The 19,454-nt window shown below is 76.5% G+C and carries 16 protein-coding genes; 5 read left to right on the forward strand and 11 right to left on the reverse strand.

What is annotated here, in order from left to right; translation table 11 throughout:
* Window positions 1–23: 23 nt before the first annotated feature.
* Window positions 24–1,046: a hypothetical protein gene (locus LG274_RS04730; protein ID WP_404465713.1), complete on the reverse strand. Its 1,023-nt coding sequence runs from the start codon at window positions 1,044–1,046 to the stop codon at window positions 24–26.
* Between the two features lie 189 nt (window positions 1,047–1,235).
* Here LG274_RS04730 and xseA point away from each other — a divergent pair, with 189 nt between their 5' ends.
* Both xseA and LG274_RS04740 read left to right on the forward strand, forming a co-directional pair.
* Window positions 1,236–2,570, forward strand: coding sequence for an exodeoxyribonuclease VII large subunit (gene xseA, locus LG274_RS04735; RefSeq protein ID WP_404465715.1), 1,335 nt, complete (start codon window positions 1,236–1,238; stop codon window positions 2,568–2,570).
* On the forward strand, window positions 2,567–2,839 hold the full coding sequence (locus LG274_RS04740) for an exodeoxyribonuclease VII small subunit (protein WP_248118301.1): 273 nt from the start codon (window positions 2,567–2,569) through the stop codon (window positions 2,837–2,839). Before xseA ends, LG274_RS04740 begins: the two co-directional genes overlap by 4 nt.
* A gap of 71 nt (window positions 2,840–2,910) precedes the next feature.
* Here the strand turns inward: LG274_RS04740 and LG274_RS04745 are convergent, their stop codons facing one another.
* The 5 genes from LG274_RS04745 to LG274_RS04765 form a co-directional block, all read right to left on the reverse strand.
* A complete protein-coding gene (locus tag LG274_RS04745; protein ID WP_298711574.1) occupies window positions 2,911–3,504 on the reverse strand; it encodes a type 1 glutamine amidotransferase domain-containing protein in 594 nt (197 codons plus the stop codon).
* A gap of 129 nt (window positions 3,505–3,633) precedes the next feature.
* Entirely contained in the window at window positions 3,634–4,521 is an 888-nt protein-coding gene (locus LG274_RS04750) for a PPK2 family polyphosphate kinase (RefSeq protein WP_404465718.1), read from the reverse strand.
* The gene (locus tag LG274_RS04755) at window positions 4,514–5,755 is read right to left on the reverse strand and encodes a pyridoxal phosphate-dependent aminotransferase (RefSeq protein WP_298987937.1); all 1,242 of its coding nucleotides are present in this window, start codon (window positions 5,753–5,755) and stop codon (window positions 4,514–4,516) included. Before LG274_RS04755 ends, LG274_RS04750 begins: the two co-directional genes overlap by 8 nt.
* A gap of 43 nt (window positions 5,756–5,798) precedes the next feature.
* Window positions 5,799–7,028, reverse strand: coding sequence for a glycine betaine ABC transporter substrate-binding protein (locus tag LG274_RS04760; protein ID WP_404465721.1), 1,230 nt, complete (start codon window positions 7,026–7,028; stop codon window positions 5,799–5,801).
* On the reverse strand, window positions 7,025–7,513 hold the full coding sequence (locus LG274_RS04765) for an NUDIX domain-containing protein (protein ID WP_248118292.1): 489 nt from the start codon (window positions 7,511–7,513) through the stop codon (window positions 7,025–7,027). The genes LG274_RS04760 and LG274_RS04765 overlap by 4 nt, the downstream gene beginning before the upstream one ends.
* Before the next feature lie 147 nt (window positions 7,514–7,660).
* On the opposite strand from LG274_RS04765, the gene LG274_RS04770 reads away from it, so the two are divergent.
* Window positions 7,661–9,547: a hypothetical protein gene (locus tag LG274_RS04770; RefSeq protein ID WP_404465724.1), complete on the forward strand. Its 1,887-nt coding sequence runs from the start codon at window positions 7,661–7,663 to the stop codon at window positions 9,545–9,547.
* A gap of 49 nt (window positions 9,548–9,596) precedes the next feature.
* On the opposite strand, the gene LG274_RS04775 is transcribed toward LG274_RS04770, so the two are convergent.
* Genes LG274_RS04775 through LG274_RS04785 form a run of 3 tightly spaced genes read right to left on the reverse strand, consistent with a single transcriptional unit; the run spans window position 9,597 to window position 12,538 of the window.
* Window positions 9,597–10,904 carry a phosphotransferase family protein gene (locus tag LG274_RS04775; RefSeq protein WP_404465726.1) on the reverse strand — a complete coding sequence of 436 codons (1,308 nt, stop codon included), beginning with the start codon at window positions 10,902–10,904 and terminating at the stop codon, window positions 9,597–9,599.
* Between the two features lie 19 nt (window positions 10,905–10,923).
* Window positions 10,924–11,898: a hypothetical protein gene (locus LG274_RS04780; RefSeq protein ID WP_404465728.1), complete on the reverse strand. Its 975-nt coding sequence runs from the start codon at window positions 11,896–11,898 to the stop codon at window positions 10,924–10,926.
* A gap of 10 nt (window positions 11,899–11,908) precedes the next feature.
* Window positions 11,909–12,538, reverse strand: a complete 630-nt coding sequence (locus LG274_RS04785) for a GNAT family N-acetyltransferase (protein ID WP_248118284.1) — start codon at window positions 12,536–12,538, stop codon at window positions 11,909–11,911.
* A gap of 54 nt (window positions 12,539–12,592) precedes the next feature.
* Here LG274_RS04785 and LG274_RS04790 point away from each other — a divergent pair, with 54 nt between their 5' ends.
* The gene (locus LG274_RS04790; RefSeq protein WP_248118282.1) at window positions 12,593–13,285 is read left to right on the forward strand and encodes a 5-formyltetrahydrofolate cyclo-ligase; all 693 of its coding nucleotides are present in this window, start codon (window positions 12,593–12,595) and stop codon (window positions 13,283–13,285) included.
* A gap of 58 nt (window positions 13,286–13,343) precedes the next feature.
* Window positions 13,344–13,655 (forward strand): FmdB family zinc ribbon protein, encoded by a 312-nt coding sequence (locus LG274_RS04795; protein ID WP_248118280.1) that lies wholly within the window; start codon window positions 13,344–13,346, stop codon window positions 13,653–13,655.
* A gap of 313 nt (window positions 13,656–13,968) precedes the next feature.
* On the opposite strand, the gene LG274_RS04800 is transcribed toward LG274_RS04795, so the two are convergent.
* Together LG274_RS04800 and guaA are read right to left on the reverse strand one after the other, a co-directional pair.
* Window positions 13,969–17,727, reverse strand: coding sequence for a DUF4011 domain-containing protein (locus LG274_RS04800; protein ID WP_404465731.1), 3,759 nt, complete (start codon window positions 17,725–17,727; stop codon window positions 13,969–13,971).
* Between the two features lie 99 nt (window positions 17,728–17,826).
* Entirely contained in the window at window positions 17,827–19,395 is a 1,569-nt protein-coding gene (guaA, locus tag LG274_RS04805; protein ID WP_248118333.1) for a glutamine-hydrolyzing GMP synthase, read from the reverse strand.
* Window positions 19,396–19,454 lie beyond the last annotated feature (59 nt).

The following is a 19,454-nucleotide window of genomic DNA, read 5'->3' on the forward strand; positions in this document are numbered from 1 at the left end:
CGGCCGCTCAGGGCCGTCCTGACTCACCGGCGGGGGCGACCTCGCGTGAGGGCCAGCTCGAGGAGGAACACCACCACGCCGACCCCGAGCGTGATCGAGGCCGCCGTCGTGAGGGTCGCCGCGTAGGGGGTCAGGGCCGTGTCGATCGCCGGGCGCAGGGCACGCTGGGCCTCCACCGCGAGGTGGGCGACGCCGTCGGCGACGCCGTCGGGCGCCACCACGGAGAAGGCGTCGGAGCGGGTCGCGTTGCCCAGCAGCATCCCGCCGACGAGCATCACGGCGCCCGCGAGCGCGATCGAGGGGCCCCGCCACCGCGGCCGGGCCAGCACGAGGGCCGCGAGGAGCAGCAGCCCCGCCGCCACCGCGGCCCACCTCCAGTGCGCGGAGGCGGCGGCCCACCACGCGACGGTGGAGCGGTCCACGTCCTTCAGGGAGTCGACCGTGACGGTCATGGTGAGGTCCGTGCTGTCCCTCAGCTCGGCGGCGCGGTCGTACATGGGGGCGATCACGGTGTCCGCGGCCCAGTCCCCGAAGTCCGTGCCCGTCACGGCCTCGAGGATCCCCTGGCCGGGCACGTCGAGCTCGTTGCGGCGCAGGCGCGTCTCGATGTCGCCGAGCGCCGCCGCGACGCCGGACTGCGCCACCGGGCCGAAGGGGACGATGAAGTCCCCTCCGGGCACGAAGCCCTCGGTCCCCCGGGCGTCCTTGAGGTCCAGCAGCCATGCGCGCCGCGCCTCGTCCGCGGTGTCGGACCAGCCCTGCACCACGCTGGGATCCTGCGCCACGTTCTGCGCCACGGGCCGGATCAGGTCCTCCACGGCCTGCGTGAGCGGGTCCGGGACCTCCTCCGGCACCAAGTCCTCCACCGCCCCGGTGACGGCGCCGGGGATCGCGGCGCGCACCTGCTCGTCCGAGGCCACCTGCTCGGCGACGCCCCGGACCAGCTCGGGCCGGTGGGCGGCCTCGTCCACGAGCGCACCGGCGGTGGCGAGCACGGCGGACAGTCCGGCGAGGAGGGCCAGGAGGAGGGCGAGGAGCGAGCGCATGGGCGGGACCTTCCGGTGCGGGCGAGGACGACCGACGGCGGCGTGCGGCGGCACGGACGGGCCGGGCATTACTGTGTCCGAGGGTACTGACACACTCGGGACGTGTCCCCGGCGGGCCCGCCCGCCCGAGGCGTCCGCCGCCGTCGTCCCGCCGCGCCGGCACCCCAGCGGCCCGAGACAGGAGATCCCGTGGAACCCCAGCGCACCGAGACCGACCCCGCCCCGACCGCAGCGTCCGGCGCGCCCGGCCCGGTGGACGTGCCCGCGCTCGCCTCGGAGACCTCCGCCGAGCGGCCCTGGCCGCTGCGCCGTCTCTCGGAGAACCTGAAGATCCACATCGAGCGGGCCCCGGCCACGTGGATCGAGGGCCAGCTGATCGAGTACAAGAACAACCGCGGCAACGTGTACATGACCATGCGGGACCTCGAGGAGGAGTACTCCCTGCCGGTCACCGCGTGGCGCACGGTGGCCATGGGGTTCGAGGGCACGGTGCAGCAGGGCTCGCGCGTCGTCGCCCGGGTGAAGCCGAGCTTCTGGACGAAGGGCGGCCGGCTCTCCATGGTGGTGCAGGAGATGCGCCCGGTCGGCCTGGGAGACCTGCTGGCCCGCGTGGAGCTGCTGCGCCGACGCCTGGGCGAGGAGGGCCTGCTGGACGCCTCCCGCAAGCGGGCCCTCCCCCTGCTGCCCGGCGTCATCGGGCTCATCACCGGCCGGGACTCGGACGCGAAGAAGGACGTGCTGCGCAACACCCAGCTGCGCTGGCCCGCCGCGCGGTTCGAGGTCCGCGAGGTGGCGGTCCAGGGCCCGGAGGCGCCCCGCCAGGTGGCGGCGGCCCTGGCGGAGCTGGACGCCCGTCCGGACGTGGACGTCATCGTGATCGCCCGCGGCGGCGGCGCCCTCGAGGAGGTCATCCTGCCGTTCTCGGACGAGGCCCTCGTGCGCGCCGTCGCGGCGGCCCGCACCCCGGTGGTCTCCGCGATCGGCCATGAGGCGGACCGCCCGGTGCTGGACGACGTCGCAGACCTGCGCGCCTCCACGCCCACGGACGCCGCGAAGCGGATCGTGCCGGACGCGGCCGTGGAGTCGGCCGGCGTGGCGGACGCACGGCACCGGCTGGCCGCCGCCGTCGAGCGCCGCGTGATGCGGGAGGGCGAGGGCCTGGCGCAGCTGCGCTCCCGTCCCGTCCTCGCCGATCCCACGGTGATGGTGGACCGGCGCGAGGAGGACCTGCACACGTGGCGGGAGCGCGCCCGGCGCTCCACCGGGCACCGCCTCACGCTGGAGCGGGACGCCGTGGCGCACCTGGTGGCCCGAGTGCGCTCCCTCTCCCCGCAGCAGACCCTGGACCGCGGGTACGCCGTGGTCCAGCACGCCGGCCACCTGGTGCGCGACGCCGCACAGGTGGCCCCCGGAGACACCCTCGACGTCCTCGTGGCCGCCGGCCGCATGGCCGCCGAGGTCACGCACACCACACCGGCGGCGCCTGCCGCAGGCCCCGCCCCCACCCCCCAGGAGCAGTCATGACGGAGCAGAGCAGCACCCCCCACGCCGCCCCGGTGGAGGGCTTCGCCGGAGCGGACACCTCGGACGTGGCCGCCATGAGCTACGAGCGCGCCCGCGCCGAGCTCGTGGAGACCGTGTCCCGGCTCGAGGCCGGCGGCGCCGGGCTCGAGGAGTCCCTCGCCCTCTGGGAGCGCGGCGAGGCCCTGGCCGCGCGCTGCCAGGCCTGGCTCGACGGCGCCCGCGCGCGGCTCGACCAGGTGCGCGGCACCGCGGACGCCGCCCAGGACTGAGCCGGCCACGGACGACGGCGCCCCGCACCGGGAGGGTGCGGGGCGCCGTCGGTGTGCTCAGCGGGGCGGGCTCAGACGGACTGGCCCTCGTGCCTGCCCTCGGCGAGCTCCTCGACGAGCTTGGCGTTGAAGGCGTCCAGGTCGCCCGGGTTGCGGGAGGTGGTCAGGCCGGAGTCGACCACGACCTCCTTGTCCACCCACGTGGCGCCGGCGTTCTTCAGGTCCGTCTTGAGGGAGGCGTAGCTGGTCAGCTCGCGGCCCTCGACGACGCCGGCGTCGATCAGCGTCCAGGGCGCGTGGCAGATGGCGGCCACGGGCTTGTGCTGGGCGAAGAAGTCGCGCACGAACGCCAGCACGTCCTCGTCGCCGCGCAGGGCGTCGGCGTTCAGGGTGCCGCCGGGCATGACGAGGCCGGCGAAGTCCTCGGCCTTGGCCTCGGAGACGTGGAGGTCCACGGGGAAGGACTCGCCGTGCTCCCAGTCCTGCTTCATCGCGGTGACCGTCTCCTTCTCGAGCGAGACGAGGCTGGGGGTGCCGCCGGCGGCCAGCACTGCCTCCCACGGGGAGGTGAGCTCGACCTGCTCGACGCCCTTGGTGGCGAGGAAGGCGACCTTCTTGCCGGTGAGCGGCGCCGTGGTCTCGGTCTGCTGGGTGGTGTCCGTCATGGTCTGCATCCCTTCGTTCTGCGGTGGCGCGCCGTCGGAATGGCGCCTGGTCTACCATAGGCACGCTCCCCGGGGGTGGTGGCAAGGGGCGCCGCCCCGCGGGCGGGGATCAGCCGACCGCGGGCGGTGTCAGCCTGCGGCGAGGCGGCGGCGCTGCTCCTCGACGTCGAAGTCAGCCTCGGGCCAGGTCAGCTCGAGGCCCTGGAGCGTCTCGATGAGCAGCTCCTGCACCGCGAGGCGGGCGTACCACTTGCGGTCCGCCGGCACCACGAACCACGGGGCCGTCTCGGTGTCCGTCCGCTCCATCGCGATGCGGTAGGCGTCCATGTAGGCGTCCCAGTGCGCGCGCTCGTCGACGTCCCCGGGGTTGAACTTCCAGTGCTTCTCGGGCTCGTCCAGGCGCGCCTCGAGCCGCTCGCGCTGCTCCTCCTTCGAGATGTGCAGCATCACCTTGACGATCCGCGTGCCGCCGGCCGTGATCTCCTCCTCGAACGCGCGGATGAGCCCGTAGCGCTCCTCCACCGTGGCCAGGGGTGAGAGTCCGCGGACGCGGTGGACCAGCACGTCCTCGTAGTGGGAGCGGTCGAAGACCGCGAGGAAGCCCGGCTCGGGCAGGTGCGGGCGGATGCGCCACAGGAAGTCGTGCGCGCGCTCCTCCTGCGTGGGCGCCTTGAAGGCCGCGACGTCCACGCCCTGCGGGTCCATCGCGCCCACGACGTGCCGCATGATGCCGCCCTTGCCCGCGGTGTCCATGGCCTGCACCACGAGCAGCACGGACGGCGCCGGCCCCGCCGCGTCCGCGCGCGTGGACTGCGCGAAGAGGAGCTCCTGGAGCCGGGTCAGCTCCTCGGAGCGGGTGGCCAGCGCCGCCTTGCCGTCCGCCTTGTCCCCGTCGAATCCGGGCGTGGCGTGGGGGTCGACGTCGGCCAGGGGCGGCACCGCCCCGTCCGCGGCGCGGGCGCGCAGGGCACGCCGCAGCGGCTCGGCGAAGGGGCTCAGGATGGTGTGATCAGGCATGGCTCTCCCTCCACTCCTCGAGGAAGTCCTCCAGGCGGTCCAGGGCCACCTCCAGGTCCTCCACGCTCGGGAGCGTGACGAGCCGGAAGTGGTCGGTGTGCGGGTAGTTGAAGGCGCCGCCGTGGGAGACGAGGATCTTCTTCGCCCGCAGCAGCTCGATGACGAACCTCTCGTCGTCGTCGATCCGGTAGACCTCCGGGTCCAGGCGCGGGAACAGGTAGAGCGCGCCGTGTGCGGGCTGCACCGAGACGCCGGGGATCTCGTTGAGCCGCTTCTGCGCGAGGTTGCGCTGCTCCAGCAGGCGGCCGCCGGGCAGCACGAGGTCGTTGATGGACTGGTAGCCGCCGAGCGCCACCTGGATGGCGTGCTGCGCCGGCACGTTGGCGCACATGCGCATGTTCGCCAGGAGCGTCAGGCCCTCGAGGAAGTCGCGGGCTCGGTGCTTGGGCCCGGAGACGGCCACCCAGCCGGAGCGGAACCCGGCCACGCGGTACGCCTTGGACAGGCCGGAGAAGGTGAGGGTGAGGACGTCGTCGGAGAGGCCGGCCGCGTTGATGTGGCGGGCGCCGTCATAGGTGATCTTCTCGTAGATCTCGTCCGCCATGAGCACGAGGTGGTGGCGGCGGGCCACGTCGATCAGCCCGTTCAGTACAGCGCGGGAGTAGACCGCGCCCGTCGGGTTGTTGGGGTTGATGACCACGATGCCCTTGGTGCGCTCGGTGATGAGCGACTCGATGTGCTCCAGGTCCGGCTCCCAGCCCTGCTCCTCGATGCAGCGGTAGTGCACCGCGCGGCCGCCGGCCAGGGTCGTCGCCCCCGTCCACAGCGGGTAGTCGGGCGAGGGGATGAGGATCTCGTCGCCGTCGTCCACGAGGGCCTGGAGGACCATGGAGATCATCTCGGACACGCCGTTGCCGATGTAGACGTCCTCGACGCCGATGTCCCGGATGCCGCGGGACTCGTAGTACTGGGACACCGCGGTGCGCGCCGAGTAGACGCCCTTGGAGTCGGAGTAGCCCTGCGCGTGCGGCAGGTGCTGGTACATGCCCTGCAGGATCGTGTCCGGGGCCTCGAAGCCGAACGGCGCCGGATTGCCGATGTTCAGCTTCATGATCCGGTGCCCGGCGGCCTCCATGCGCTGCGCCTCCTCCAGGATGGGGCCGCGCACGTCGTAGCGGACGTTGAGCAGCTTGGAGGACTGACGGATCTGTCGCGGGTCGCCGGAGGAAGCCATGCGCTCCATGATGGCACTCGGCCGACCAGGCCGGAACACCGTGTCAGAACCAGGAGCCCCGCGGGACGAACCAGTCCTCGGGCGCCTCCTCGAGCCCTCGTGTCACGAGCCAGTACTGCGCGGCGTCCTCCGGGCTCAGCGCGTCGTCCCCGGTGGTGAGGCGGGCCAGCTGGCGCAGCCCCTCCTCGTCGAGGCCGTCCATGACCTCGCGGATCGCGGCCTCGGCGTCGTCGTCGAGCGCGTCCGGATCTCCCAGCACCGCGATGCTGCCCTCCGGGAGGACCCGTTCCCCGTCCCCCAGGGGCACGAGCGCGCTCGCCTCGATCTCCGGGTCGAAGCGGTAGGCCAGGCCGACCTGGGCCTCGTCCTGCACGACGGCGGGGATCGCCTCCTGCGCGGGCGGCAGCCACTCCCCGATCCGGCAGCCGGCGAGGCGGTCGAGCCGCTCGCGCAGCAGGACCGCGGCGACGCCGGGCTCGGCGCCGCCCAGCACCGCAGGGGCGGCGGCGCGCAGCTCTTCACAGCGGCCGTTGAGGTCGTCCAGGGAGTCGAGCTCGAGCCGCGTCGCGGTGGTGGCCGTGACCACGGCGGCCAGGCGCAGCGGCTCGCGGGAGGCGGAGAGCACGTGGGGGCTCGCCACCCCCGGGAAGGCCGAGGCCGCTGCCGCGGTGGAGGAGCCGCTGGCCGGCGTGACGCCGGAGGACACGGCGCCGCCGGCGGCCAGCAGCTCCTCCACGATGCCTCGCGTCGCGGCCGCGTCCGGGGCCGACTCCCCGCGCGGCAGGGGCGTGGGCGAGGCCGCGGCCGCGGGGTCGGCGGGCACGCGGGGCGGGGCCGCCGGGTCGAGCGGGGGCAGGCTCGTGGACGCCGCGCCCGCCGCCGTGGGGGCCGTCGTCGGGCGCGGACTCGGCTCGGGCACCGAGGGCAGCAGGGAGGCGGGGTCCTCCGTCAGGACGAGGGTGAGCGTGTCCACGACGGCCACGGTGCGGCCGCCCGCGGCGTCCCAGGGCTGGGCCGGGACGGGCGCACCCTCGGGCTGGGGGGCGACGGCGTGGCCGCGGCGGCGCAGGTTGCGCTCCACGACGGCGGCCACGGCCGCCTGGAGCGGGGCGTTCGAGTGGGTCACCGTGACGGGCGCCCCCGTGGGGCCGGACGACGGCTCCGGAGGGCCGGCGGGCGAGCACGCACCGAGGGCCACGGCCAGGCCGAGAGCGACGGCGGGGACGAGCGAGCGGCGCGCCGGGCGGCGGTCCTTCACGCGGCGGCCGTTCACGCGGCGTCCCCGACGGAGCGCTGCGCGGCGAGCTCCAGGGCGCGGGCCACCCACGTGGCGGTGCGGACCTCGTCGAGCGCGGTCAGGTCGAACCAGCGGGCGTCGGTGGAGGATCCCCCCACCTCGGGCCGGAGGACTCCGCCCGTGAGGCGCGCGGTGTAGAGGATCTGCACGGTGAGGAGAGGGACGCCCTCGCCCCGCAGGCGTCGTTCGGCGGGGATGAGGCCCGTGGTGACCCCCAGCAGGCCCGTGAGCTCGCTCGTGTGGCCGGTCTCCTCCCACACCTCGCGGCGGCAGGCCTCCTCGGGGCTCTCCCCCGGCTCCAGCCCGCCGCCGGGCAGCGTCCAGACCACCTCGCCGGGGCCCTCCCACGAGGAGAGCAGGATCCGGCCCTCGGACACGATCAGGGCGTAGGCGCCCGCGCGCGTCTGGAACGGCCCGGGCTCGGGCGCGGCGGCGGCGGGGGCGGCGGGGCGGGTGGTCACGGGCGGGCTCCTGCCGGACGGGGATGGGGGTGGGGCGGACCGGCGGGCCCAGTCTACGAGCACCGCCCGCCGCGAACAGGGGCTCGGCCCGCACTCACCCTGGCTAGGGTGGGTGGACCACCCGCCGCCCGAGGAAGGAGTCCGCCCATGGCCCCCGCGGCTCCCGCCCCCGAGGACCCGGCCGCCGCCGGCGACGACGCCCTCGGCCGCCTCACCACGCTGCTCGCCCGGGCCCAGGCCGCACCCGGCGGCCTCAACCTGACCGGCACCGACGACCCGGCCGGCGTCACCGGCCCGCAGGGCGCCGCGCTCGACGCGCACGGGTGGTCCGACCTCGCCCTCGAGGCCGCCCTCCGGGAGGAGCCGGCCGACGTCGTCCGGTGCGCGGAGTCCGGTCTCCTCGCCCCCGGCGGGGATCAGCCCGGCACGCGCCTGACCCTGCTGCGCCAGCTCGCGCTCGCCGCCGATCAGGCCGACGACGAGGACGCCCTCGCCCGGCGCGTGGAGGAGCGGGCCGACGTGCTGCGGGCCCTCGGGCGGCCACATCAGGCGGCCCTGGAGACGCAGCTCGGCGCGGCCCTCGTGCGCGAGCCGGACGGGTTCGAGGCCGCGGTGCTGGCCGGCGTCGTGGAGGACGAGCGGCGGCGCCGCGCGCAGGGATCCGGCGGCGACCCGGCGGACACCGTGCTCCCGGAGGCACTCCTCGGCCTGGCCGTCCAGCGCATCCACGAGTCCGACCTGGACGGGGCGCTGGTGCACCTGCGCGAGGCGATCGCGCTGCTGCGCGAGCTGCGGGCCGCCGGCGCGGTGCTCCCCTCCGGCACGTGGGCCAGCGCCCACCTCGTGCTCGCCCGCCTCCACCTGTGGCGGGGCGAGCACGCGGAGGCGGAGGTGGAGGCCCTGACCGTCCTCTCCCTTCCAGCGGCCCGCGCCGTCCGGGCCTCCGCGCTGCTGGTGCGCGCCATCGCCGCCCATGAGCAGGGACGGCCCGACGACGCCCTGCGGTTCGCGCTCGACGCGACCGCGGGCATGGGCGAGGCCGGGCTCCGGCGCGGGGCCGCCTCGGCCGCTGCGCTCGTGGCCCGGGCGGCCGACGACGGCGACCGGCAGGAGGCCGCCGTCCTCGCGTGGCGGCTGGCCGCCGTCCACGCCGAGAAGGCGGAAGCCCCGGAGGCGGCCGTCCTGACCTACTGGTGGGCCCACCAGCTGGTGCTGGCCGGCAGGCCGCAGGAGGCCGAGCCCGTGCTCGAGGGGCTCGTGCGCCGCGCCGCCGCGGGCGGGCAGGCCGTGGAGCAGGCCCGCGCGCTCGTGGACCTCGGCCACGCCCTCCACGACCAGGACCGCTCCGTCGAGGCGCTGCCGCTGTGGCGCGAGGCCGCGGACCTGTTCGAGGCCCACGGGCAGGCCGAGGACGCCGCGCGCGTGCTGCTGGCCGCCGGAGCCCTCGTGAACCGCGAGCGCGACGCGGCCTCCCGCCCGCTCGCCCTCGACCTCTTCGAGCGCGCGGCGACGGCAGCCCGCCGCGCCGCGGACGAGGCCGGCGAGGAGGACGACGGCGACGTGCTGCCCGCTGCGCTCCACGCGCTGGGGTACCTGCTGTGCGAGTCCGGCCGCCCGGAGGGGCTGGCCCTGCTGGACGAGGCGATCTCGCTCGCGGAGCAGGCCCCGGCGCCGTGGCAGGCCGCCGACTTCCTGGACACGCGGGCCCGCGCCCTGTGGGCCCTGGAGAACGGGCCGGAGGCCGTGTCCACCGCGCTGACCTCCGCCGACCGCTTCACGGCCGCGGGAGACCCGAACGGCGCCGCGCAGGCCGAGCTGTTCGCCGCGTACGTGGTGGCCGAGGACGGGCGCCCCGAGCAGGCCGCCACCCTGTTCCGGCTGGTCGGGGACTCCACCGGATCGGACCTCGTGCGACTCGGCGCGCTGACGGGGCTGCACCAGTGCCTCGACGCGCTGGGCGACCACGCGGGCGCGGCCCGCGTGCGCGACGACCTCGAGAGCGTCCGCGCGCGGCTCGGGGTCAGCGGAGACTGACCGGGGTCAACGGGGGCTGTCCGGGGGCACCGCGGGCCGACCAGGGCCCTCACCGGCCGTGCAGCACCTCCGCCGCCGCCGCCCGCCGTGCCTCGCGTGCCGCCGGGGGTGCCTCGGGCTGGGCCGCGAGCGCGAGCAGGGTGGCGGCCGTCCGCGCCGCGAGGGCCTCCGGGTCCGCGCTCGTCCCCGCCCGGCGGGTGAAGCGTGCGATCACGCCGTCGAGGGCGGTCCCGCCCGCGCCGAGGTCGGCGCGCGCGGCACGCAGGTGGCCGATCAGGGCGGCCCAGTCGTCCACGCGGTGGCCGGGTCCGAGGGTGTCGGCGTCCAGGAGTCCCGTCACGCGCGTGCCGGCGGGGCCCACGTGGAGGTTGCCGGGGTGAAGGTCTCCGTGCACGGGGACCACGGGCCCCGGATCGGCGGAGTCCAGCAGCGTCCGGGCGGCGCCCGCGGCGCGCCCCGTCTGCGCGCCCGTCGCCGGGTCCAGCACGGCGGCGGCCCACGTCGCGTGGTCGAGCAGCTCGCGCCATGCCCCGGTGCCCGCGGCCGCGGCGTCGGGCGCGGGGACCCGGCCGGCCGTGCCGGAGGCGCCGACGTCGTCGGGGTCCTCGGCGGCCAGGGCGGCGGGGAGGCGGTCCAGCACGTCCTCGACCGCCCGGGGATCCAGGGCGTCCGCCCGCGGGCCGGTGAGGAGTCCGCGCCACGGGACGCCGGGGACCCGGCCGAGCGCGAGGACGCCGAGGTGGGGCGGGGCCACGAGCGGTGGGACCGGGACGCCGGCCTCCAGGGCCGCGCGCAGGCGGCGGTGCAGCGGGTGGACGGCCTCCGGTGGGAGCACCTTGAGGAACACGGTGCGGTCCGGGCGGGCCTCGTCCTCCCGGGGCTCCCATGCGGTGGCGAGGACGGCCCGCTCTCCGGGCCGGTAGGCCACCTGCTCGAGGGAGCGCAGCACGCCCAGTCCGCCGAGCCATCCGCCCACGTGCTCGCGGTCGACGGCGAGGGGCAGGCCCGGCAGGGCGGGGTCGTGGGGCAGCCAGCACCACGCCGTCCCGTCGGGGAGGTGCCCGGAGAGTGGACCGTCGGCGGGATCATCGTCGGCCACGGGATCGTCGTTCGCGGGATCGTCGTCGGCCACGGAGATGACGGCGGGGTGTTCAGCCGCGGCGGCGGGCGGGCCGTCGAGCACGAGGGTGCGGGCGATCGCCTCGCCGGCACCCACCGCCCCGGCCACCACCACGAGGTCGATCTCATGGGCGACCCGCCGGCCGAGCCTCAGGTGCAGGCGGGGCGGAGCGGCGCGCAGCAGGCGCAGCCCCGACGCCTCGAGGGCGGCCAGGACTGCGAGAGGGACCGCCGTCATGCGTGGGGCCGGAGAGGGCTCAGGAGGCGCGGCGGCGGGCCAGGACGTTGTCCAGGTCCAGTGCGGCGATGTCCCGCTCGGCGGTGGGGCTGATGTCCTCCGCGCGGGCGGTCTCGGGGCTCAGGGAGTCCTTGATGCGCCCGGAGGTCGCGGGCACCGGCGCGGCCTCGAGCGGCGCCGGCGCGGGGCGCTCCATCTCCGGTGCGTCCAGGTAGGTGGGGCGCGGCACGGCGGGGATGACCACGGAGCCGTGGCCGGACGGGACGGCGGGCGCGGCGCTCCGCGGCGCCTCCGGCACCGCGCGGGCCTCAGCTTCCCGGCCGTCGACGACGCCGGCCGTCCCGGTCTCCTCCGCGGCCGGTGCGGCGGCGGGGGCGCCGAAGGCGAGGACGGTCTCGAGCGTGCGGCGGTCGCGCGCGGGATCGGCGTGCGGAGCCGTGGCGTCCGCGTCCTCGGCCGGTGCGGCGCCGGTGAGGGCGTCGTCGGCGGGGGCGGCGGGACGATCCGCGGCGCGATCGCGCAGGGCGAGGGCCCGGAGGCCGCCCAGCGAGGCCGCGGCGATCAGCAGGGACCACCCGGCGGCGGCCGCGCTGGAGGCCCCGAAGAGCGCGCCCATGCCGGTGACGAGGAAGACCACGAGGGCGAGGGCTCCCACCAGGGCGACGGCGGCACGGTCCCGGCGCACGTGGAGGCGCGAGAGCTCGGGCGAGACCTCGGCGAGGCGGGCGGCGGAGACCTGCGCGGCCGCGCGGCGGGCGGCGGAGAGACGCCGGGCCAGGGCACGGGCCGCCGGAGAGCTCTGCACACGGGTCGTCATGAAGGTCCTCCAGCGGTTCGGGCGGGCGGCGGCGGCGCGGGCTCGGCGGCGGTGCACGAGCCGCCCCACCCCGACCGCCACGAGGACCAGCATGACCACGGAGGCGCTGACCTTGAGGCCCGCGAACACGCCGAGGGCGGAGTCGAGCTCCGCCACCAGGGTGTTCCACTCGTCCATGCGGGCCAGCCTACCGGCCGGCAGGGGCACGCCGCGCGTCGAGCCAGCGCGCGAGGAGGCCCTGCGGCACCTCGTCCACGGTGACCGCGAAGCTGCGGTGGTCGCGCCAGTCGCCGTCCACGTGCAGGTAGCTCCGGCGCAGGCCCTCCTCCCGCAGTCCGAGCTTCTCCACCACGCGCAGGCTCGCCGCGTTCTCGGGACGGATGTTGACCTCCACGCGGTGCAGCCCGAGGGTGAAGAAGGCCCAGTCCGCGGCCATCGCCACGGCGGTCGGCGTGAGCCCCCGGCCCGCGTGGCGCTGGTCGATCCAGTAGCCGATCGCGCCCGAGAGCACGGAGCCGTACTGCACCCCGCTGAGGCTCAGCAGCCCGATCAGGCGGTCCCGCCCCGGGGCGTCGTCGTCGAGGGCCACGCCCCACGTGAAGGAGGTGCCCGCGCGGGCATGGCGGCCGTGCCAGCGGACCATCTGCCCGAACGTGGCCGGGCCGGCGCCGGGCTCGGGGCTCGTGGCGTCCCACGGCGTCAGCCACTGCTCGTTGGCGGTCCGCTGCTCCCGCCACGCCCGCTCGTCGCGCCGACGCAGCGGGCGCAGGGTGAGGGAGTCGTGGCGCAGCGCCACGGGCCAGGACGAGCTCGACATGCCCTCGATCCTAGGACGTGGGCCGGAGTCCCAGGGCGCGGGCACAATGGCTCCATGGCCTCCCCCGACGCACCCCTGCCCTCCCCCGCGTCGACGCTCGACGAGTCCGGCGCGACGGCCCTGGCGAAGGCCGCCCTGCGCGCCCGCGTGCGCGCCGCACGCCGGGCCCTGGATCCGGCGCGCCGCGCCGCCGAGGCCGAGGCGGCGGCCGCGCACCTGTGGGAGTGGCTCGGTCCGCGCGTCGCGGCGACGCGCGGGCGGGGCGCCACGCCCGTCGTCGCCACGGTGCTGCCGATGCCCACGGAGCCGGACACCGGCCCGCTGCGCGAGCGCCTCCACGCCGCCGGGGCGCGCATCCTGGTGCCCGTGATCGAGCCGGGGCGGCGGCTGAGCTGGGCCGCGTGGCACCCCGGGGTGGGCATGGCCCGGGCGACGGCGGCCCCGATCGACGAGCCGATCGGGCCGCGACTCCGCGCGGACGCCCTCGCCGACGCCACGGCGGTGGTGCTGCCGGGGCTCGCGGTGGGCGAGGACGGCATGCGCCTGGGCCAGGGCGGCGGGTACTACGACCGCTTCCTCGCGGATCTGCCTGCCGCCGTGCCCACCGTGGCCCTGCTGTTCGCCCACGAGGTGCTCCCGGCCACAGAGGTGCCCGCCGAGCCCACGGACCGGCCCGTGGACGGGGTGGTCACGGCGGCCGGGCTGCGGTGGCTCGGACCGGCGGGTCCGCGGGGCGCGGCGGAGTAGCATCGCAGGGCCCGGACCATCCGCCCCGCGCCACGGCGCGCCCGACCCGAGGGGACCCATGCCCACGTACGCCTACCGCTGCAAGGACTGCGGCCACGCCTTCGACGCCGTCCAGTCCTTCACGGACGACGCCCTCACCGAGTGCCCCGAGTGCGGCGGCACCCTGCGCAAGCAGTACGGCTCCGTGGGCGTGAGCTTCAAGGGGTCCGGCTTCTACCGCACCGACTCGCGCGGCGGATCGGCCGGCGTCCCGGCGAGCGGCTCCGAGGGGTCGACGGGCGGCACGGCCTCCTCCGGCACGTCCGGCTCCGGCGCGGGCGACGGCGGCTCGTCCTCCGGCACCCCGACCTCGGCGTCCAAGGCCGACTGACCTCCGCCGCCCCCGTGGTCCCTGACCCCGGGGGCGGGGGCGTCGTCAGCCCCAGTGCGGCGGGCGCTGCGCGAGCAGCCAGCGATCGTGCTCGTCCATCGCCGCCACGGGCTGCCCCGCGGGCGCCTGACCGGCGGCACCGGGGCGGGGCGAGGAGCGGGGCGCGCGGGCACCGGCCCCGTCGAGCCCCGCGACGCGCGGCTCCGGGCCGTCGGCGGCCGTCGGCCCCGTGCCCGGGGCGTCCGCGCGCCGGGACCGGCCGCGCCGAGGACCGCTCCCCCGCGCCGCACGCCCGTGGGCTGGGGGCCCCGGCTCAGCGCTCATCGGCGTCGGTCTCGTCCTCCGACTCCTCCACCGGCTCGTCCAGGCCGAGCCGCTCGGCCAGCCGGTCCGCGAGGGACTCGGGATCGGCGAACACGTCGATCGCCCAGAGGGTGTCCGTGTCCCAGCCGCGCGCCTCGAGCTGCTCCGGCAGGCGCCGCGAGCGCTCGCGCACGGTCATCGAGCGGTACGTCAGGCCGCCGTCGCTCACGAGGGCCAGCGGCCGCACGGCCCCGCCCCGCCCGGCGGCCGCGAGGTCCATGACTCCGCCGAGCCGCGGGCGCACCTGCGCGCCGTGCTCCGCGAGGCGGTCGCACAGGTCCGCCATGAGCGGATCGTCCACCTGGCCGCCCGTGGGCTCCTCCCCCGAGCCGAGGTAGGCCTCCAGCAGCGTGAGGAACCAGCGGGCGCCGCCGTCCAGCCGCTCCGCCTCGAGGTCCGAGGCGCGCACCGCGGAGACCAGGTGCAGGCGCCGGCGCGCCCGGCTCACCGCGATCGCCATCATGCGCTCGCCGTCCGGCTCCGAGACGGCCCCGAAGTGGTGCACCACGCGGCCGTGGGGGGTGCGGCCGTAGCCCGGGGTGAGGATCACGGCGTCGCGCACCACGGAGGCGGCCCGCGTGACCGGGACGATCACGAAGGGCTCGCGGGTCGACTCGTCCTCGCCCCGCCCGCGGGCCAGGAAGTCCCGCGCCCACGGCGCGCGCGCGGCGGTGGCCTGCACGGCGGCGGCCACGCGGCGGGCGTGCTGCTCGGACACGGTGACCACGGCGAGCGACTCGTCGGCGTGGTCCCGGATGTGCTCGAACACGCGCTGCACGGTGCGGGCCACCTCGGCGTCGGTGGACTCCACCACGTCTCCGCCCGTCATGGGGATGCCGGTGCCCTCGGCCACGTACTCGGCGGTCACGGTGCGGCCGTGCCCCGTCAGCTCGCCGGCCGTGGGCACGGCCTCGAGCTCGCCGTCGTAGGCCAGCGTGGAGATCAGGCGGACGAGGCGCCGCTCCATCCCGCGGTGCACCGTGCGCAGCGGCAGCACGGGCAGCACCTCGGCGAGCGCCTCGTGCGCGGAGCGCAGCGGACGCAGCGGGCCGGCGGTGGCCGTGGGGTCCACGGACACCTGGAAGGACTGCGGCCGGCCGATCACGGGGTCGCCGAACGAGACCACCTGGGGGGCGCGCACGAGCGCGCCCATCACGGTGGCCAGCGCGGTGGCGTCCGCGTCCAGCAGCACCACGACGTCGGCGGACCAGTCCGCGGGGAACTCCGCGAGCGCCATGGGCGAGGTGGTCATGATCGGCACGAGGGGCTGCAGGACCTCCGGTGTGAGCGTGGCGAGCGACTCCACGCTCGGGCGGCCCTGCTTGAGGAGGTTCCGCAGCACGGCGGCGTCAGCACGGTAGGTGCCCAGCGCGGCGCGCCAGCGCTCGGACAGCGCGGCGGAGAGCCGCTCGGCGCCGGAGGCCAGCAGGTCCCGGTCCGCCGCGCGGAAGCCGCGCTCGACCTCGGTCAGGTCGGTGCCGCTCATCATGGCCAGGAAGTCGTCGCCGGAGATCATCGCCTCGAGCGCGGACTGCCACCAGGCCAGCTCGAGCTCGGCGTTGAGCCGTTCGGGCGGCACCTCCCGATCGTGGAGGTCTGCGAGGAGCTCGGTGAGGCCGTGGTCGCGCAGCTGGTCGAGCACGAGCGTGCGCTCGGGCAGGGAGGAGAGGGTCTCGCGGTCGGCCACGAGGCCGTCCACCGCGGCGGCGAGGTCGTCGGCGTCCCGCTCCACGAGCGCGGTCTCGGCGGTGGCCTCCGGCGCCAGCACGGCCGTGAGCCGCTCGAGGCGGTCCTCGACGCCGGCCACGGCGCCCAGTCCGCGGGCGGCCTGGTCCGGGACCATCGGCACGGAGCCGGGCTCGGCGGCGTGGCGGCGCCAGTCCTCGACGACGGTCTCCGCCTCCAGCAGCGCCGCGTGCAGGTCGTGCGGCTGGACGCCGGGACGCACCACGTCCTTGGCCTGGCGGCGCACGCGGGAGCGGGCGACGGAGGACATCTCCACCATGTTCTGGCGACGCCACCCGCTGGAGGCGGTGGCCGCCACGAGCTGAGAGAGGTCCTGCGCGAACACCTCGGGGGTGAAGGTCTCGAGGCAGCGGGCGACCCGCTCGTACAGGTCCACCTGCTCACGCCAGCCGGCCACGGTGCGCGCGGGGCGCAGCCCGGCCTGCGCCGCGGCGGTGTCCACCGCGCGACGCGTGGTGTGGAGCGTGGCCGCGAGCTCCTGCACGAGCTCGGCGGCGGATTCGGTCTCCTGCACGTTGCGCACGCGCGCACCGAACCAGCGGCTCTGCGTGGCCTGGGGCGAGAACGCGCCCAGCTCGCCGGCCCGCTCGAGCTGCTCGGCCACGGCGTGGCGGTTCACGGTGGAGTCCAGCACGGAGCGCTTCAGGCGCACGGTGGTGGCGGGCGGGGTCTCGAGGCCGGTCAGGGCCGCGAGCGCCTGCATGGCCTGGAACGGCGAGCAGCCCCACCGGGGGCGCACGTGGTGCAGCGAGCCCACGTGCTCGCGCAGGCGACGGCGACGCTCGACGAGCTCGGCGTCGGCGCGGCGGCGGTCCGGCTGCTCGGCGCGTTCCGTCCGCAGCACGGCGGCCACGAGCTGACGCCGCAGCCACTCCGGGTCCGCGTTGGCGGGCACGTCGAGGGCCGCGGCCCGCAGGCCGGCCTCCTCGAGGCGGTCGTGCACGTCGGCCAGGGCCGCGGAGCGCTCAGCCACCACCAGCACGCGCCGGCCCTCCCAGGCCAGGCGGGCGGCCAGCGCGACGGCGGTCTGCGTCTGGCCCGTGCCGGGCGCGGCGTGCACCACGAGCGAGCGGCCCGCGGAGGCTTGGTCCAGCACCGCCTGCTGGGAGGGGTCGAGGTCGAGCACGAGCCGCTCGTCCTGCGGCGCGCGGTCGTCCCCGTCCGGCCCGTCCACGGGCCCGAGGTCGGCGGGACGGGGCACCATGCCGGTGCCGGCGTCGTAGAGGACCTGGACCACGGGCAGGTGCTCGAGGGAGTCCGGCAGGCTCGCCGTCTCCCCGAGGTCCGCGAACGTGGAGAGCAGCATGCGCTCCGAGACCTGCAGGCCGTCCAGGGACCCGGCCTGCTCCCGCAGCAGCGCCAGGGCGGGGCCCGGCTCCATGCGCGCGGTGGCGTAGGCGGCGTGCTGGTACGCCTCCGGGTCCAGGCGGATCCCGTGGTGCCGGCGGAGGTTGCGGACCAGGGCGGGGTTGAGCCGCGCCGGCTCGGTGATCTGCACCTCGAGCTCGTCCCGGTCCTGCGCGCCGCGGCGCACGGTGAGCGCCACGCGGGCCAGCAGGACGGGGGCGGAGCGGCGCTCCCGGCGGCCGTCCTCCTGCGCTGTCCACGTGGCCACGCCCACGGCGAGGGCCGCGACGTCGATGCCGCGCTCCTCCGAGAGCTCGCGCACCTTGGCGCGCAGGCCGAGGGAGACCTGGTGGGCGGACTCGAGCACGGGGCCGGCCGGCAGCAGCGTGGACAGGCGCGTGCGGCGCCCCAGCAGCAGCTGCGAGACGCCGGAGGAGTTGGCGTCCGTCACGTCGATGCTGTTGGCCGCCGAGGGCGCGAAGCGCAGCATCGTGTCGTTCTCCGCCCCCGAGCCGAGCGAGGCCACCCACGTGGCCGGGTCGGGACGGGCGGCGCCCTCGTCGGGGCGGGCGGCCGCGCGGGCGCGGGCCAGGCGGGGGAACTCCTGCTCGGTCACTTCGGTGCGGTCCTTCCTCTGCCCGCCCCGGGCGGGCGGGATTCGAGCCTGATGCCGCCCCGGATCGGGGCGGCCCTCACGCGGCGCGCGGGGCGCCGCTCACTCCCACTCGATGGTGCCCGGGGGCTTGGACGTGACGTCCAGGACCACGCGGTTGATGCCGTCCACCTCGTTGGTGATGCGATTGGAGATCCGGGAGAGCACGTCCTCCGGGATGCGGGCCCAGTCCGCCGTCATGGCGTCCTCGGAGGTGACGGGGCGCAGGACCACGGGGTGGCCGTAGGTGCGGCCGTCGCCCTGCACGCCCACGGAGCGCACGTCCGCGAGCAGCACCACGGGGCACTGCCAGATCTGCCGGTCCAGGCCGGCCGCGGTCAGCTCGGCGCGCACGATGGCGTCCGCGCGGCGCAGCAGGTCCAGGCGCTCCTGCGTGACCTCGCCGATGATGCGGATGCCCAGGCCGGGGCCGGGGAACGGCTGGCGGTGCACGATCCCCTCGGGCAGGCCGAGCTCGGCGCCCACGGCGCGTACCTCGTCCTTGAACAGCTCGCGCAGCGGCTCGCACAGCTCGAACTCGATGTCCTCCGGCAGGCCGCCCACGTTGTGGTGGGACTTGATGTTGGCGGCGCCGTCGCCGCCGCCGGACTCCACGACGTCCGGGTAGAGCGTGCCCTGCACGAGGAAGCGGACCTCGGGGGCGTTCGGGTCGTGCGCGGACTCGAGCACGATGTCCGCCTGGGCCTTCTCGAACGTGCGGATGAAGCGCTCGCCGATGGTCTTGCGCTTCTGCTCGGGGTCGGTCACGCCGGCCAGCGCGGCCAGGAAGTCCTCGCGGGCGTCCACCATGACGAGCTTCGCGCCGCCGTGGGCCTCGCCGAAGGCCTTCTCGATCTCGGCGGACTCGCCCTCGCGCATGAGGCCGTGGTCCACGTACACGCAGGTCAGGCGGTCGCCGATGGCGCGCTGCACGAGAGCCGCGGCCACGGCGGAGTCCACGCCTCCGGAGAGGCCGCAGATCGCGCGGGCGTCGCCGATCTGCTCGCGGATGCGCTCGACCTGCTCCTCGATCACGTTGCTGGCCGTCCAGTCGGAGGCGAGCCCGGCGCCGTCGTGCAGGAAGTGCTCGAGCACCTCCTGGCCGCGGGAGGAGTGGCCCACCTCGGGGTGCCACTGCACGCCGTAGATGCGGCGCTCGCGGTCCTCGAACGCGGCCACGGGGGCGCCGACGGTGGTGGCGGTGACCGCGAAGCCCTCGGGCGCCGCCGTCACGGCGTCCCCGTGGGACATCCACACGACCTGCTCCTCGTCCTGGCCCGCGAAGAGCACCGACTCGGGATCCACCTCGGTGAGGCGCGTGGAGCCGTACTCGCGGGTCCCGGTGCGGGCGACCTCGCCGCCGAGCGCGTGGGCGATGGACTGGAAGCCGTAGCAGAGGCCCAGCACGGGCACGCCGGCCTCGAGCAGCGCGGGATCGAGCCGGGGGGCGCCGGGCTCGTACACGGACGAGGGGCCGCCCGAGAGGATCAGCGCCGCGGGCTCACGGGCGAGCACCTCGGCGGCGGGCGTGGACGCCGGCACCACCTCGGAGTACACGTTGGCCTCACGCACGCGACGGGCGATGAGCTGGGCGTACTGCGCACCGAAGTCCATCACCAGGACGGTGGGCATCACGTCGCTCAGCGGGGCGGGCTTCTCGGGGGTGGGGGGGGTCTGCGTCACCCGACCAA

Origin of the sequence: Micrococcus antarcticus (assembly GCF_044872765.1) — a bacterium.
In the GTDB taxonomy this organism is placed as follows: domain Bacteria; phylum Actinomycetota; class Actinomycetes; order Actinomycetales; family Micrococcaceae; genus Micrococcus.